Origin of the sequence: Bacillus sp. 1735sda2 (genome assembly GCF_024159245.1) — a bacterium.
GTDB classification, from domain to species: domain Bacteria; phylum Bacillota; class Bacilli; order Bacillales; family Bacillaceae; genus Bacillus; species Bacillus pumilus_O.
Genome location: NZ_JAMYWZ010000001.1, coordinates 165,885 through 182,713, shown reverse-complemented (window position 1 = coordinate 182,713; position 16,829 = coordinate 165,885). Strand labels below are relative to the sequence as shown.

Below are 16,829 nucleotides of genomic sequence, written 5' to 3'. Positions count from 1 at the left end.
GCAATAGGAGGGCTAACTCTTGAAGAAATACTTTCTATTAATAACAAGTCTGCTCATGCTCCTTGGATTACCAGCACAAACATTTGCAACTAGCTCCCATCCTGTATCGTCTTTGTCTAAAACAGCACCTGAAGAATACCCCGTCTTAAAAAAGGCAAAACGACCGGAACAAGTTGGTTTTTCTTCCAGGCAGCTTAGGAAGGTTGATCACATGATTCAAAAGGACATCAAAGAAGGATTTCCTGGAGCCGCACTCATCATTATCAAAGACGGAAAAATCGTCCATCAAAAAGCCTATGGCTACAGGCAAAAATACAACGGTACAACAGAACTCAAATCCTATAAGAAAATGAAAAAAAATACAATGTTCGACTTAGCATCCAACACCAAAATGTATGCGACAAACTATGCCCTGCAAAAACTTGTCTATGAGAAAAAACTAGATGTGAACGAAAAAATACAAGCCATCCTGCCAGATTTTAAAGATGAACCAGATGCAAAGGTAACCGGCAAAGTTCAGCTCCGTGTAAAAGATCTTCTGACCCACTCTGCCGGACTCCCTTCCAGTGTCTTATTTTATAGCAAAGAAGCAGCCGGCACCTTTTACTCTCAAGATAGAAAGACAACGATGAAATGGCTGCCGAAGGTTCCTTTGCAATACAAACCAGGCACCCAGCACATTTATAGTGACATTGATTACATGCTGTTAGGCATGATCATTGAGAAAAAAACAGGGATGCCTCTTGATCAATATGTAGAGTCGACAATCTACCAACCGCTAGGTCTCAAACACACCATGTTCAATCCGCTGCAAAAAGGTTTTAAACCGAAGCATTTTGCAGCAACCGAACGTTTAGGTAATTCGCGAGATGGTGTCATTGATTTTGAAAACATTCGCAGATACACCCTGCTAGGCGAAGTACACGATGAAAAAGCATTTTACTCAATGGCAGGAGTCTCTGGTCATGCTGGACTTTTCTCTAATATTTCAGACATGGCCGTGCTGCTTCAGCTCATGCTGAACAAAGGAGGCTATGGAAAAACCACCATCTTTGATCAAGCTTCTATTGATCTCTTTACAGCCTCTTCTGATACAAACCCAACATACGGGCTAGGCTGGCGTAAAAACGGTCATACTGACATGGAATGGATGTTTGGAAAATACGCAAGTAACGAAGCCTATGGACATACTGGGTGGACTGGAACCATGACATTGATTGATCCAAAACATAATCTAGGCATCGTCTTGCTGACAAATAAGAAACATTCGCCTGTCGTTTCACCTGAAACCAACCCAAATCAATTTGAAGGTGACCTTTTCCCAACTGGCACTTATGGAGGCATCATGACCGCCATCTACGAATCTTTTAAGTAAAAGGAGGAATTCGATGTTAAAAGCACTGTTCCCCGCTGCTTTGGTTTTAGCTCTGCTCACCTCTTCTATTCCAACGGAAAAGGTGAGTTCTGCCCCTCTTCCAACCGCAAAACAAATGGTACAAAACATGTCTTTGGATGAAAAGATAGGCCAAATGCTCATGCCAGACTTTCGTAATTGGCAAACAAAAGATGAATCCACACCTGCAGGCTTTACTAAGATGAATAATGAAGTGTCACACCTTGTAGAAAAATATCATCTAGGCGGTGTCATTTTATTTGCTGAGAATGTCGTTGATACGAAACAAACCGTCAAACTAACCCATGAATTTCAAAAAGCATCACCAAAGATTCCATTACTCATTTCAATTGATCAAGAAGGTGGAATCGTCACAAGATTACAAAAGGGAACACATTTCCCAGGAAATATGTCGATTGGTGCCTCTAGAAGCAAGAAAAATGCATACGACACAGGGAAAATCATTGGTAAAGAATTAAACGCACTAGGGATCAATACAAACTTCTCTCCTGTGCTAGATGTGAATAATAACCCAAACAACCCCGTCATTGGTGTCCGTTCCTTTAGCTCTGATCCTGCTCTTGTCACAAGGCTTGGTCTTCAAACCATGAAGGGACTTCAAAAGGAGAAGACGATTTCGACACTCAAGCATTTCCCGGGACATGGTGATACAGCAGTCGATAGTCACTATGGCTTGCCGCTCGTAGAACATGATCTAGATCGTCTAAAAAAAGTGGAGCTGTATCCGTTTCAACAAGCGATCAACGCTGGTGCGGATATGGTCATGACCGCTCATGTTCAATTTCCTGCTATTGATGATACAACGTATAAAAGCAAAAAAGATGGCGAGGACATTATGGTTCCAGCAACCTTATCGAAAAAAGTTATCACAAATTTATTAAAAGAAGAGATGGGCTTTCAAGGAGTTGTCGTAACAGACGCCCTAAACATGAAAGCGATTGCAGATAACTTCGGACAGGAGGAAGCTGTAGTGATGGCCATTAAGGCTGGCGTCGACATCGCCCTCATGCCAGCACCAGTCACCTCTCTTAAAACAGAGAAAAATCTTGAGAATGTGTTCAATGCGGTAAAACAGGCAATTGTAAAAAAAGAAATCCCGATGTCTCAAATCAACGAATCTGTTGAAAAAATTCTTCAATTGAAGATCAAACGTGGCATCATCTCTTCAAAAAAACCTATGACCCTTGAGAAAAAAATCAAAAAAGCCACTCAAGTCGTTGGGAAAAAATCGCACCGGAAAGCAGAACAAAAAATGGCACGTGAAGGGATCACCCTGCTTAAAAACAACAATAAGACCCTACCCTTCAAACCTAAAAAGAATGACAAGATCTTGGTTATGGCACCTTACGAAGATCAGACAAAAGCCATGTCTGTCACAATTGACTCTCTGATTAAACAAAAAAAGATCAAGCCTGTACGTATCCAATCATATGCTTTTGCGGATAAGTCCTTCAACAAAGAAACAGCCAAACTCATACAAGACGCTGACTATGTGATTACAGGATCTTACGTTGTCCAAAATGACCCAGCTGTGAATGATGGTGTCATTGATGATAATGTACAGGACCCGAAAAAATGGGCGACTGCTTTCCCACGTGCTGTCATGAAAGAAGCTGCCGCACAAAACAAAAAAATGGTCGTCATGAGCCTAAGAAACCCTTACGATGCGGCAAATTTTGAGGAGGCGGATGCCTTACTAGCTGTTTACGGTTTTAAAGGCTATTCAAACGGACAATTCAACCAGCCAAATATTCCTGCTGGATTAGAAGTCATATTTGGCACTGCATTACCTAAAGGCAAACTGCCTGTAGATATCCCATCTGTCACTCATCAAAATCAAATCCTATATCCATTCGGCTATGGACTTAACTTGAAAGGGAAGCAGATCAAATAGGAGGGATTCTCTTGAAAAAAACAGCAAGCTTGATACTCGCAAGCATTCTTATGATGAGCACATTGACCGCCGCCTCCCCCGCAAACCAAGAACGAACAGATACAAAAGGAAAAAAAGCGACAGTCAAAACAGGGATTGAAACACTACTCTCAGGCAACCTTTCATGGCTAAAAGGGAAAAAGGTAGGCCTCATTACGAATCCAACTGGTATTGATGCAAATATGAAAAGTAGTGTCGATCTTCTATTTGAGCATCCAAATATCAAGCTTACTGCTCTTTATGGGCCTGAACATGGTGTGCGCGGCGATGCACAAGCAGGAGAAGGCGTCGAATCCTATACCGATGAAAAAACAGGTCTTCCTGTTTACTCTCTCTATGGAAAAACAAGAAAACCAACGCCTGACATGCTCAAAAATGTAGACGTCTTGCTGTTTGATATTCAAGATGTTGGTTCTCGTTATTACACCTATATTTACACGATGGCCTATGCAATGGAGGCCGCGAAAGAAAACAACATTCCCTTTGTTGTCCTAGACCGTCCAAATCCTATTGGCGGATTAAAAGTAGAAGGCCCTGTCTTAGATCCTGAGCACGCTTCATTTGTAGGGCTCTATCCAATACCATTAAGACATGGGATGACCACTGGTGAACTAGCCACATTCTTTAACAAAGAATTTCGTATTAATGCTGATGTCACAGTCATCAAAATGAAACATTGGAAGCGGTCCATGACGTTTGATGACACGAAGCTGCCGTTCGTCCTTCCTTCACCTAATATGCCGACAGTGGATAGTACCTTTGTATATCCCGCCACAGGATTAATTGAAGGGACAAATGTCTCTGAAGGCAGAGGAACAACAAAACCATTCGAGCTCATTGGCGCTCCATATATCAATAGCAATGAGCTAGCAGATCATTTAAATCAATTAAAACTAAAGGGTGTGAAATTTAGACCCGTATCATTCACCCCCACTTTTTCTAAACATGCAGGGAAGCTATCACACGGTGTGCAGCTATACGTCACAGACCGCTCTTCATTCGAAGCGGTAAAAACAGGTTTATCCATCATCAAAGCCATACATGATTTATATCCAAAAGACTTTGAATTCCTTCAAACAGGAAGCTTTGATAAACTCATCGGGAATGGTTGGATCAAAGAAGAAATCAATCAAGGAACTTCCGTCAAACACATCATGAAACGCTATCATCACGACCTCAAATCGTTCGAAAAGAAACGGAAGAAATATCTCATCTATTAATTCGCAAAAAGACCTCCATCTCATCGGATGGAGGTCTTTTCATGTTAAAGATTTAGTCACAGCAGGTGCTTTCAGCTCAAAACGATTGAGTAAGTAACCAAACAAGGCAGCAAGTACTTGCTGAAACAGCATACCAATCACAACAGGAACAGCCACAGCAGGCGGGAAAAAGCTAATCGCAAGCACAGCTCCGGCACTAATATTTCTCATGCCGCCCGTATACACAATGGCAACAATCTCCCCTTGAGTACATTTCATCACCTTTCCAATCAACCACGCAAATGCATAACCACTCATCGCAATGAAAAAGACAGTCGCTGCTTTGCTAAAAAAGGCAGCATCCAATTCACGCAAATATGGGGCGACAACAGAACTGTTAATCGATACGACAACAAACAAGCCTAATTTTGAAAAAGGTGCCAAGGTCTGACTCATTGCTTTTGTCACAGATGGCTTTGCATACTGACGAACGAGCATCCCTAAAATAGAGGGCAGCACCACCATACCGAAAAGCCCTTTCATGATTGCCACCATGTCCATATGGACCTGTGTACCGACGAAGAGTGACAAACTTACTGGCACAATCAATGGCGAAAGCAATGTATCTATTAAAATGATAGATAACGTTAATCCGACATTCCCTTTATACATTGACGCCCATATTAAACTAGACACACCTGTCGGAATCACCATCGCAAGCGTCAAACCGGTGATCGTCATAGAATCACCCGCAAATATCAAATGCCCCGCTGACCAAGCATACAGAGGCATCAACACATGCAAAATCATGAACGATAAAATCAAAGGCAATGGATGCATCACCGTATGTTTTAAAGCTGAAAAAGTAGACGACAAGCTCCCTGAAAATGTCATAATGGCAAATACCCAAGGCACCATAAACGTAAAATCCTTTAAATAAGCCGCCAATAAAACACCAAGTAATACACTAATAGGCGTAATAAATGGCATCATACGGCCGAGCACTTGGTTCAAACGCACAAGCATGCCGGCCACCTCCATCCTTCACTTTCTTACCTTTTCTATTGTAACAAACAGAAAGAACTTATGAAGAACCATTCACCTGTTTCACAAGATTTCGACTTTGTGTATCCATTCCAACTATGTCTACTTGTACGCCAGCTGCATGATACTTTTCCTTTACACGTTCTATCGCTGCCACACCCGATTCATCCCATATACGCGCTTCAGATAGATCAATCACAACGGTTTGGAGATCATTCCCCTGATGGAACGCTTGGATGAAATCAGTGACAGAAGCAAAGAAAATTTGACCTTTAATTCGATAAACCCAAGTCCCTGCTTGCTTTTCAGTAGAGGTAATATGAAGCTTCGATATTTTTGCCACAAAGAATACAGCGCTAAGTAGCACACCTGCAAAAACACCTTTTGATAAATCATGAGTTAACACCACCGTCACGACCGTAACAATCATCACAATAGAATCTGTTTTCGGATTCTTTTTTAGCTGCTGAAAGGAACTCCAATCAAATGTCCCAACGGAGACCATAATCATCACAGCCACAAGAGCAGCCATCGGAATCTGAACCACAACATCACCAAGTACAAAAATGAGAACCATTAAAAAGGCACCCGCTACAAAGGTAGAAAGTCGGCCACGCCCGCCTGCCTTCGTATTGATCACTGATTGACCAATCATCGCACAACCAGCCATACCACCAAAGAATCCTGCAACCACATTGGCAATCCCTTGACCTCTCGCTTCCTTGTTCTTTCGACTAGACGTCTCCGTCATATCATCAACAATCTGTGCAGTTAAAAGAGACTCAAGTAAACCAACCATAGCTAGCGCTAAAGAATAAGGAAAAATGATAGCAAGAGTCTCCCAGCTAAACGGAACTTGAGGAATCAGAAAAGCAGGTAAAGTACTAGGAAGCTCTCCCATATCTCCAACTGTTCTCACATCAATATGTCCAAATACAGCAATGATCGTCATGACAATAATCGCAATGAGGGGGGACGGTATCACCTTTACCACCATCGGCAATAAATAAATGATCAGCAAAGCACCGCCTGTCATGATATACATGGCCAATGATTCCCCAACAAAATGCGGAAGCTGAGCCATAAAGATCATAATAGCCAACGCATTCACAAAACCAACCATTACGGATCTCGGAATAAACTTCATCAGACGAGACACTCGGCAAAGTCCAAACACTATTTGAATCAGTCCTGTTAAAATCGTAGCCGCAAACAAGTATTGCAATCCATGATCAGCTACCAAATTAACCATAACCAGAGCCATAGCCCCTGTAGCAGCTGAAATCATACCTGGCCGTCCACCAACAAACGAAATGACAATGGCAATACAAAACGAAGCATACAACCCAATCTTTGGATCAACGCCCGCAATAATCGAAAACGCAATCGCCTCAGGAATTAAAGCCAGAGCCACTAAAATACCCGCCAGCACATCCTGACGCACATATCCAAACCATTCTTGCTTTACAAATAAATCTTTCAAACCATCTACTCCTTTTTATATACATACCGTACACGGAAAAGAAGATCATTCAAACCTGGAGATGAGGAAAGGAAAATAAACAATGCTTCACTTTCGGGGAAAATGAGGAACGTACAGAGTCTTTTGTTAGAGAGGATAATCATCACTTTAGTAAGAATATAAGAAAGGAACGAAGGAATCAAGCACAAAAAGAAGGAAAGTGTAGAAAATTGATACAAAGCTTCCTTACCAATCGATTTATTCCATCTTCATGAGTCTATTTGTCACTGAGCGAGTCCAACATTTTAAAACAAACAAAAAAGCCCCTATATCAAAGGGGCTTTTGGTTTATTAACGTAATAATTGAAGTACGTTTTGCGGCTGTTGGTTCGCTTGCGCAAGCATCGCTTGAGACGCTTGAGAAAGAATGTTGTTCTTCGTGAACTCACTCATTTCTTTCGCCATGTCAACGTCACGAATACGAGACTCAGCAGCCGTTAAGTTTTCAGAAGAAGCACCAAGGTTGTTGATTGTATGCTCTAGACGGTTTTGAACTGCACCAAGTTTAGAACGTTGTGCAGAAACTTGTTTAATAGCTCCATCAACGATTGCTAACTGATCATCAAATCCACCATCTTCATCAGCTGCAATTGTTTCAAATTTAGATACATCGATATCTTTAACAGATTTACCTGTCTCAGTTTTACCATCAGTGCCTGCAACGCCTAAAGCAGCAGCGCTCATATCTTGAATGTTTACCTTAATTTGTTGTGTAGCATTTGCACCAATTTGGAATACTAAAGCCTCACCATCAGTTTCTGGGGTTGCTGGGATTTCTGGTGTTCCAGCATCTGGATCTGCAGGTGTGCCAGGTGTACCAGGTGTACCAGGTGTACCAGGTGTACCTGTCCCATTAAACGTACCATTTAATAATTTTTTTCCGTTAAACTCAGTACGATTAGAAATACCATCGACCTCATCAACAAGCGCTGTGATCTCATCTTTAATTGCAGTTAAGTCTTCACCTTGCTGTGTACCAGTATTTCCAGCTTGAACAACTAGTTCACGAACACGTTGAAGGATTGAGTGAGTTTCAGTCAATGCACCCTCAGCTGTTTGAATAAGAGAGATACCGTCCTGTGCGTTTTTAGAAGCCATTTCTAATCCGCGGATTTGCCCACGCATTTTCTCAGAGATTGCTAGACCTGCAGCGTCATCTCCTGCACGGTTGATCTTAAGACCAGAAGAAAGCTTTTCCATGTTCTTTTGGCTCGCACCGTTGTTTGCAGACAAACGGTTCAATGTGTTAAGTGCTGCGATATTGTGGTTAATTCTCATTTCCTATTACCTCCATGTAATTTTTTCGAGCTTGTCTGTAAAGTCCATTTAGATGAGAAGCTCTTCCTTAGAATTTCCGATTTCTAAGGCATATGTTAGTAGTAATGCAGAGCACCTTTGGCTCTCTAACTTTACTACCATATGTAACACCAGTTATGGCAATAATCATGAAATCTCCTTCTTTCAATGCTCACCATAACAAAGAGTATTGTGTTACCTATTATAGACAGACTTACCACATATTTTAGTTTGTGGAAATCGTCAATTTCACAAATTAGACACATTTAACAAGCATATAGGGATGACGAAATTTAATGAACTGCTTTTTATTGAATATTAAGTAAAACAAAAAGCACATATTACGAAAACAGGAGCAGAAACATGATTAGTGTAAAATCGTGTGGAAGCAATACTTTTTCGTATACCCTAGAATCACTCGATAAAGTAACAGAGAAAAGACAAAGGTTTTTGAGAGAAGGATTCACTTCAAAAGAAAAACAATGAAAGTTGCGACTGCAAAAGAATTGCAGCTTCACAGATTTTCAAACGATGAAAAATAAACATCAAAAAAGCCCCTATTCTCTATGGCTAGGGGCTTTACTTTTTTCATTTTTCCAATGTTTTTTGAAGAGCTGCTTTTGTCTTCGGTCCGTTCCATTTCTTATGTGGCAAAACGTTGGCCAATGGAGTTCCTTGCTAATTCAGCAATTAACGAATTAGCATTGTACGTTCTCAACTGCCTTTTCAACTTTAAATAAAATGGTGGAATCGATATAAAGAAAATTCATTTGCATGTAATGCCTCTTACTCATGCTACTAAATCAAATCGGCATATACCTGGTAGTCTCTCAGCGTTTAGGTCATGCGGATTGGTCCCCAAACAAATAAAAAAAGACATAAAAAAAAGCCTTCTCATCATCGAGAAACCCTGTCAGATCAACATTTAGAGGAAAGCTTCCAAGCGGGCTCGAACCGCTGACCTCTTCCTTACCATGGAAGTGCTCTACCTACTGAGCTATGGAAGCATGGCTCCGCAGGTAGGACTCGAACCTACGACCGATCGGTTAACAGCCGATAGCTCTACCACTGAGCTACTGCGGAATGATAAAGTAACTTCTTCCATTGGAAGGATATAAACAAAAAGCTTGGCGGCGTCCTACTCTCACAGGGGGAGACCCCCAACTACCATCGGCGCTGAAGAGCTTAACTTCCGTGTTCGGTATGGGAACGGGTGTGACCTCTTCGCTATCGCCACCAAACCTGATGGAGAGAATGTTCTCTCAAAACTAGATAACAATGTTCAAACTTCACAATAGAATATAGGTTAAGTCCTCGATCTATTAGTATCTGTCAGCTCCACGTGTCACCACGCTTCCACCTCAGACCTATCAACCTGATCATCTTTCAGGGATCTTACTTCCTTGCGGAATGGGAAATCTCATCTTGAGGGGGGCTTCATGCTTAGATGCTTTCAGCACTTATCCCGTCCGCACATAGCTACCCAGCGATGCCCTTGGCAGAACAACTGGTACACCAGCGGTGCGTCCATCCCGGTCCTCTCGTACTAAGGACAGCTCCTCTCAAATTTCCTGCGCCCGCGACGGATAGGGACCGAACTGTCTCACGACGTTCTGAACCCAGCTCGCGTACCGCTTTAATGGGCGAACAGCCCAACCCTTGGGACCGACTACAGCCCCAGGATGCGATGAGCCGACATCGAGGTGCCAAACCTCCCCGTCGATGTGGACTCTTGGGGGAGATAAGCCTGTTATCCCCGGGGTAGCTTTTATCCGTTGAGCGATGGCCCTTCCATGCGGAACCACCGGATCACTAAGCCCGACTTTCGTCCCTGCTCGACTTGTAGGTCTCGCAGTCAAGCTCCCTTGTGCCTTTACACTCTGCGAATGATTTCCAACCATTCTGAGGGAACCTTTGGGCGCCTCCGTTACATTTTAGGAGGCGACCGCCCCAGTCAAACTGCCCACCTGACACTGTCTCCCTGCCCGATAAGGGCAGCGGGTTAGAAGGTCAATACAGCCAGGGTAGTATCCCACCGATGCCTCCACCGAAGCTAGCGCTCCGGTTTCCAAGGCTCCTACCTATCCTGTACAAGCTGTACCAACATTCAATATCAGGCTGCAGTAAAGCTCCACGGGGTCTTTCCGTCCTGTCGCGGGTAACCTGCATCTTCACAGGTACTATAATTTCACCGAGTCTCTCGTTGAGACAGTGCCCAGATCGTTGCGCCTTTCGTGCGGGTCGGAACTTACCCGACAAGGAATTTCGCTACCTTAGGACCGTTATAGTTACGGCCGCCGTTTACTGGGGCTTCAATTCGCACCTTCGCTTACGCTAAGCGCTCCTCTTAACCTTCCAGCACCGGGCAGGCGTCAGCCCCTATACTTCGCCTTACGGCTTCGCAGAGACCTGTGTTTTTGCTAAACAGTCGCCTGGGCCTATTCACTGCGGCTTCTCGGGGCTTTAACACCCTAAGAAGCACCCCTTCTCCCGAAGTTACGGGGTCATTTTGCCGAGTTCCTTAACGAGAGTTCTCTCGATCACCTTAGGATTCTCTCCTCGCCTACCTGTGTCGGTTTGCGGTACGGGCACCTCTCACCTCGCTAGAGGCTTTTCTTGGCAGTGTGGAATCAGGAACTTCGCTACTAAATTTCGCTCGCCATCACAGCTCAGCCTTCACGGGAAACGGATTTGCCTATTTCCCAGCCTAACTGCTTGGACGCGGATATCCAATACCGCGCTTACCCTATCCTCCTGCGTCCCCCCATTGCTCAAATGGTGAGGAGGTGGTACAGGAATATCAACCTGTTGTCCATCGCCTACGCCTTTCGGCCTCGGCTTAGGTCCCGACTAACCCTGAGCGGACGAGCCTTCCTCAGGAAACCTTAGGCATTCGGTGGACGGGATTCTCACCCGTCTTTCGCTACTCATACCGGCATTCTCACTTCTAAGCGCTCCACCAGTCCTTCCGGTCTGACTTCACAGCACTTAGAACGCTCTCCTACCACTGTTCGTTAGAACAGTCCGCAGCTTCGGTGATACGTTTAGCCCCGGTACATTTTCGGCGCAGAGTCACTCGACCAGTGAGCTATTACGCACTCTTTAAATGGTGGCTGCTTCTAAGCCAACATCCTGGTTGTCTAAGCAACTCCACATCCTTTTCCACTTAACGTATACTTTGGGACCTTAGCTGGCGGTCTGGGCTGTTTCCCTTTCGACTACGGATCTTATCACTCGCAGTCTGACTCCCAAGGATAAGTCATCGGCATTCGGAGTTTGACTGAATTCGGTAACCCGGTAGGGGCCCCTAGTCCAATCAGTGCTCTACCTCCGAGACTCTTACCTTGAGGCTAGCCCTAAAGCTATTTCGGAGAGAACCAGCTATCTCCAGGTTCGATTGGCATTTCACCCCTACCCACACCTCATCCCCGCACTTTTCAACGTGCGTGGGTTCGGGCCTCCATTCAGTGTTACCTGAACTTCACCCTGGACATGGGTAGATCACCTGGTTTCGGGTCTACGACCACGTACTCATGCGCCCTATTCAGACTCGCTTTCGCTGCGGCTCCGCATCTTCTGCTTAACCTTGCACGGGATCGTAACTCGCCGGTTCATTCTACAAAAGGCACGCCATCACCCTTTAACGGGCTCTGACTACTTGTAGGCACACGGTTTCAGGATCTATTTCACTCCCCTTCCGGGGTGCTTTTCACCTTTCCCTCACGGTACTGGTTCACTATCGGTCACTAGGGAGTATTTAGCCTTGGGAGATGGTCCTCCCGGATTCCGACGGAATTTCACGTGTTCCGCCGTACTCAGGATCCACTCTGGAGAGAACAACATTTCAGTTACAGGGCTGTTACCTTCTTTGGCGGGCCTTTCCAGACCTCTTCGCTTATATCGTTCCTTTGTAACTCCGTATAGAGTGTCCTACAACCCCAAGAGGCAAGCCTCTTGGTTTGGGCTGTTCCCGTTTCGCTCGCCGCTACTCAGGGAATCGCATTTGCTTTCTCTTCCTCCGGGTACTTAGATGTTTCAGTTCCCCGGGTATGCCTTCTCATACTCTATGTATTCAAGTATGGATACTACTCCATTACGAGCAGTGGGTTTCCCCATTCGGAAATCTCCGGATCAAAGCTTGCTTACAGCTCCCCGAAGCATATCGGTGTTCGTCCCGTCCTTCATCGGCTCCTAGTGCCAAGGCATCCACCGTGCGCCCTTTCTAACTTAACCATTTCTTACTTTAGAAAGAATCACTATGTGTGATGAACTTTGCATTGCATTCAATGTGAATGTATTACTTATTGTTATCTAGTTTTCAAAGAACAATCCTGTCTCGCTAGAGACATGTTTTGAAGGAATGATCCTTCAAAACTAAACAAGACGAAAACGCACGCTGCTCCATATATCCTTAGAAAGGAGGTGATCCAGCCGCACCTTCCGATACGGCTACCTTGTTACGACTTCACCCCAATCATCTGTCCCACCTTCGGCGGCTGGCTCCATAAAGGTTACCTCACCGACTTCGGGTGTTACAAACTCTCGTGGTGTGACGGGCGGTGTGTACAAGGCCCGGGAACGTATTCACCGCGGCATGCTGATCCGCGATTACTAGCGATTCCAGCTTCACGCAGTCGAGTTGCAGACTGCGATCCGAACTGAGAACAGATTTATGGGATTGGCTAAACCTTGCGGTCTCGCAGCCCTTTGTTCTGTCCATTGTAGCACGTGTGTAGCCCAGGTCATAAGGGGCATGATGATTTGACGTCATCCCCACCTTCCTCCGGTTTGTCACCGGCAGTCACCTTAGAGTGCCCAACTAAATGCTGGCAACTAAGATCAAGGGTTGCGCTCGTTGCGGGACTTAACCCAACATCTCACGACACGAGCTGACGACAACCATGCACCACCTGTCACTCTGTCCCCGAAGGGAAAGCCCTATCTCTAGGGTTGTCAGAGGATGTCAAGACCTGGTAAGGTTCTTCGCGTTGCTTCGAATTAAACCACATGCTCCACCGCTTGTGCGGGCCCCCGTCAATTCCTTTGAGTTTCAGTCTTGCGACCGTACTCCCCAGGCGGAGTGCTTAATGCGTTAGCTGCAGCACTAAGGGGCGGAAACCCCCTAACACTTAGCACTCATCGTTTACGGCGTGGACTACCAGGGTATCTAATCCTGTTCGCTCCCCACGCTTTCGCTCCTCAGCGTCAGTTACAGACCAGAGAGTCGCCTTCGCCACTGGTGTTCCTCCACATCTCTACGCATTTCACCGCTACACGTGGAATTCCACTCTCCTCTTCTGCACTCAAGTTTCCCAGTTTCCAATGACCCTCCCCGGTTGAGCCGGGGGCTTTCACATCAGACTTAAGAAACCGCCTGCGAGCCCTTTACGCCCAATAATTCCGGACAACGCTTGCCACCTACGTATTACCGCGGCTGCTGGCACGTAGTTAGCCGTGGCTTTCTGGTTAGGTACCGTCAAGGTGCGAGCAGTTACTCTCGCACTTGTTCTTCCCTAACAACAGAGCTTTACGATCCGAAAACCTTCATCACTCACGCGGCGTTGCTCCGTCAGACTTTCGTCCATTGCGGAAGATTCCCTACTGCTGCCTCCCGTAGGAGTCTGGGCCGTGTCTCAGTCCCAGTGTGGCCGATCACCCTCTCAGGTCGGCTACGCATCGTCGCCTTGGTGAGCCATTACCCCACCAACTAGCTAATGCGCCGCGGGTCCATCTGTAAGTGACAGCCGAAACCGTCTTTCATCCTTGAACCATGCGGTTCAAGGAACTATCCGGTATTAGCTCCGGTTTCCCGGAGTTATCCCAGTCTTACAGGCAGGTTACCCACGTGTTACTCACCCGTCCGCCGCTAACATCCGGGAGCAAGCTCCCTTCTGTTCGCTCGACTTGCATGTATTAGGCACGCCGCCAGCGTTCGTCCTGAGCCAGGATCAAACTCTCCGAGGTATGCAGGATGCATATCACACATGCGTTGCTACACGATGTAGCGAACTTAGCATGTGATCACATCCTGCCTCGTCAGCGTTTGACTGACTACCTATGAAACATCATAGGATTTTTTATAAAAACTCGAATTAACAGGTACGTTTTGTCTTGTTTAGTTTTCAAAGATCATCTTCGCCGTTCTTAGCGGCTTTAATAATATAACATTTCGCTTCATCTTATGTCAACAACTTTTTTCAAGTTTATTTCCCGAAGCGTTTTTGTGTTTGCCACTGTGTGTCAGCGACGATTAATAATATATCACGAAAATATTCTATTGGTCAACGCCTTTTCAAAATTTTTTTTGAAATAGTTTTATTGTGCATCTCAAACCCTTGTCCTGCATACAATCAAGTAACAATCTCGGACAAGGCAGGAGTGTTTGAATTGAGTCGATTATATGTGTTGCCTATTAAACGGCTGAAGCAAGTTGTCATTATTCTTGTAGCAGCCCTTGCAGCTGCAACCTTTTTTTATGTACAAAAGGCGCCGCCGCTGTCGGTATTTAAAACAGAACACGGACCCCGAGCTATTTATAAAGGCGAGACTTCCTCAAAACATGTCTCCCTCACTTTTAATATCGGCTGGGGAGATGAGAAGGCTGTGCCTATTTTAAATGTCCTTCGAGAGTACGATATAAAGAACGCTACTTTTTTTCTGTCTGCTTCTTGGGCTGAGCGTCATCCGGATATCGTCAAACAAATTAGAGAGGACGGCCACCAAATTGGCAGCCTTGGCTATGCTTATAAAAATTATAGCCAGCTTGAAGATAGTGAAATCAAGCAAGATCTTGTCCGGGCACAAAATTCATTTCAAAAGCTTGGACTAGATGACATTCAACTATTAAGACCGCCAACTGGGCAATTTAACGAAAAAGCATTAAAAATTGCCACACAGTACGGTTATACCGTTGTCCATTACAGCGTCAATTCACAGGATTGGCTGAATCCAGGCGTCGATCAGATTGTTCAAAATGTAAATGATCGAATGAAAAACGGAGACATTGTTCTCCTACATGCCTCAGATTCAGCAACCCAAACCGCTCAAGCCTTACCAGCTATTTTGAAACAAATCAAAGAGAAAAACCTTAAAAACGTGACGGTTGGCGAACTGATCTCCAATACCAAAACTAGATCATCTGAAGTTAAGTAGCTTTCGCCTTTGAAAACCGCGGCATAGCTAATAACTGAAACGCATTACAGCCTAATAGCGGGAATAGCATTAGATACAGCCAGTCCTCTTCATTGACTCTGAGCGCTGGGAACCATTCTAGCGCGGTGATGACAACCATGAGAAACATTGCGGAAACAAATGTTTTCTTAGAGGACTGCTGCTGTTTAAAGTAAGACACGATCAATGCGAACACACCGATAAAGACAGGCAGCCATAGGTATGGAAGAAATGATTCGTTCTCCCCGAAAAACAAAAATCGCAAGTAAGCTAAATCAAACAGCACAAAGATCACCAGAAACAGCTGAATGGTATTCCATAATGAATGTGATCGGAATATCTCTAGGGCAAATCGGTGCACCGTTAAAAAGACAACAAACCCCATCTGGCTAATGACACTAAAAATCATCCCCACACCAATGAACCAAAACAACACAGATGCGATTTCTAGTATTTCAAATGATATAAAAAGCTTCTGATATTTCCCCCACTCCAGCGCAAAGCCTACAACGCTTGTAATGACCGCTCCAACAGCTAGCACAGAGAAGAAAAAACGAACTAAATCCCGACTTTTCATTGAATTGATCCAACCCCTATTTTTGTTATGTATAAATTTACGTGAAACATTCATATTAAAAGTAAGACATGTAACGAAAGGAGCCACAGTATGTCAAAAGGCATCTTGCGTATAATGAGCTGTTTTCTCCTTTTATCTCTAACAGCTTGTGCTCCCAAAACCCAATCCTCATCTAATATGGACTATGACGAAACTAAGAAAATGGTCGTCGATATATTGAAGACAGATGACGGTAAAAAGGCCATTCAACAGTTATTAAATGACGAGGCAATGAATGAAGCTTTGGTAATGGATGAACAAACTGTGAAACAAACGATAGAGAAAACACTGACTTCTGATAAAGGCAAAGAGTTCTGGAAGAAGGTCTTTGAGGATTCTAAATTTGCCGAGACTTTCGCAAAATCCATGCAGCAACAGCATGAAAAGATGTTAAAACAGTTAATGAAAGACCCTGACTATCAGCAATTGATGATGGATATTCTCAAGGATCCTGAAATGGAAAAGAAATACGGTGAACTGGTAAAAAGCAAAGAGTTCAGAAAGCATTTAGAAAAAGTGATTACGGAAACATTAAGCAGTCCTCTCTATAAGAAGAAATTCGAAGATGAGCTTAAAAAAGCAGCATCTGAAAGTAGTGATTCTGGATCAAAAGAAAGCGGCAGTTAAACATCACC

Annotated in this window: 9 protein-coding genes, 2 tRNA genes and 3 rRNA genes; 5 read left to right on the top strand and 9 right to left on the bottom strand. The window is 44.4% G+C overall.

All coding sequences use genetic code 11. The features are described 5' to 3' along the window. Positions 1 to 19 precede the first annotated feature (19 nt). The 3 genes from pbp4b to NKR21_RS01015 are packed head-to-tail and all read left to right on the top strand — an operon-like array spanning position 20 to position 4,567. Entirely contained in the window at positions 20 to 1,375 is a 1,356-nt protein-coding gene (gene pbp4b, locus NKR21_RS01025; RefSeq protein WP_144457253.1) for a penicillin binding protein PBP4B, read from the top strand. A gap of 13 nt (positions 1,376 to 1,388) precedes the next feature. After that, positions 1,389 to 3,308, top strand: a complete 1,920-nt coding sequence (locus tag NKR21_RS01020) for a glycoside hydrolase family 3 protein (RefSeq protein ID WP_144457255.1) — start codon at positions 1,389 to 1,391, stop codon at positions 3,306 to 3,308. Positions 3,309 to 3,319: 11 nt separating this feature from the next. Then, positions 3,320 to 4,567, top strand: coding sequence for an exo-beta-N-acetylmuramidase NamZ family protein (locus NKR21_RS01015; RefSeq protein ID WP_144457257.1), 1,248 nt, complete (start codon positions 3,320 to 3,322; stop codon positions 4,565 to 4,567). A 39-nt stretch (positions 4,568 to 4,606) separates the two neighbouring features. On the opposite strand, the gene NKR21_RS01010 is transcribed toward NKR21_RS01015, so the two are convergent. The 8 genes from NKR21_RS01010 to NKR21_RS00975 all read right to left on the bottom strand — a co-directional run bounded on the left by NKR21_RS01010 (position 4,607) and on the right by NKR21_RS00975 (position 14,372). After that, a complete protein-coding gene (locus tag NKR21_RS01010; RefSeq protein WP_224926011.1) occupies positions 4,607 to 5,572 on the bottom strand; it encodes a bile acid:sodium symporter family protein in 966 nt (321 codons plus the stop codon). 58 nt (positions 5,573 to 5,630) lie between these two features. Next, positions 5,631 to 7,073, bottom strand: coding sequence for a SulP family inorganic anion transporter (locus tag NKR21_RS01005; RefSeq protein ID WP_144457259.1), 1,443 nt, complete (start codon positions 7,071 to 7,073; stop codon positions 5,631 to 5,633). A gap of 330 nt (positions 7,074 to 7,403) precedes the next feature. Then, complete coding sequence (gene hag, locus NKR21_RS01000) at positions 7,404 to 8,390, bottom strand: flagellin Hag (protein ID WP_144457261.1); 987 nt, start codon at positions 8,388 to 8,390, stop codon at positions 7,404 to 7,406. 952 nt (positions 8,391 to 9,342) lie between these two features. Further along, positions 9,343 to 9,415, bottom strand: a tRNA-Thr gene (locus tag NKR21_RS00995). 1 nt (position 9,416) lies between these two features. After that, a tRNA-Asn gene (locus NKR21_RS00990) sits at positions 9,417 to 9,491 on the bottom strand. Positions 9,492 to 9,533: 42 nt separating this feature from the next. Beyond that, positions 9,534 to 9,649, bottom strand: a 5S ribosomal RNA gene (gene rrf, locus NKR21_RS00985). 61 nt (positions 9,650 to 9,710) lie between these two features. Next, positions 9,711 to 12,641 (bottom strand): 23S ribosomal RNA (locus NKR21_RS00980). 182 nt (positions 12,642 to 12,823) lie between these two features. Next, positions 12,824 to 14,372, bottom strand: a 16S ribosomal RNA gene (locus NKR21_RS00975). The 16S, 23S and 5S rRNA genes sit together here with 2 tRNA genes alongside, the layout of an rRNA operon. Before the next feature lie 423 nt (positions 14,373 to 14,795). On the opposite strand from NKR21_RS00975, the gene pdaB reads away from it, so the two are divergent. Continuing rightward, on the top strand, positions 14,796 to 15,560 hold the full coding sequence (pdaB, locus tag NKR21_RS00970; protein ID WP_012008727.1) for a polysaccharide deacetylase family sporulation protein PdaB: 765 nt from the start codon (positions 14,796 to 14,798) through the stop codon (positions 15,558 to 15,560). Here pdaB and kbaA read toward each other — a convergent pair. Next, positions 15,553 to 16,155: a KinB-signaling pathway activation protein gene (gene kbaA, locus NKR21_RS00965; protein WP_012008726.1), complete on the bottom strand. Its 603-nt coding sequence runs from the start codon at positions 16,153 to 16,155 to the stop codon at positions 15,553 to 15,555. The two genes, pdaB and kbaA, sit on opposite strands and share 8 nt — an antisense overlap. 90 nt (positions 16,156 to 16,245) lie before the next feature. On the opposite strand from kbaA, the gene gerD reads away from it, so the two are divergent. Beyond that, the gene (gene gerD, locus NKR21_RS00960) at positions 16,246 to 16,821 is read left to right on the top strand and encodes a spore germination lipoprotein GerD (RefSeq protein ID WP_012008725.1); all 576 of its coding nucleotides are present in this window, start codon (positions 16,246 to 16,248) and stop codon (positions 16,819 to 16,821) included. The last annotated feature ends 8 nt before the right edge of the window (positions 16,822 to 16,829 follow it).

Coding starts and splice junctions, on each gene's coding strand:
- NKR21_RS01020 (WP_144457255.1), top strand. CDS start 1,389: ATGTTAAAAGCACTGTTCCCCGCTGCTTTGGTTTTAGCTCTGCTCACC.
- NKR21_RS01010 (WP_224926011.1), bottom strand. CDS start 5,572: ATGCTTGTGCGTTTGAACCAAGTGCTCGGCCGTATGATGCCATTTATT.
- kbaA (WP_012008726.1), bottom strand. CDS start 16,155: ATGAAAAGTCGGGATTTAGTTCGTTTTTTCTTCTCTGTGCTAGCTGTT.
- gerD (WP_012008725.1), top strand. CDS start 16,246: ATGTCAAAAGGCATCTTGCGTATAATGAGCTGTTTTCTCCTTTTATCT.
- hag (WP_144457261.1), bottom strand. CDS start 8,390: ATGAGAATTAACCACAATATCGCAGCACTTAACACATTGAACCGTTTG.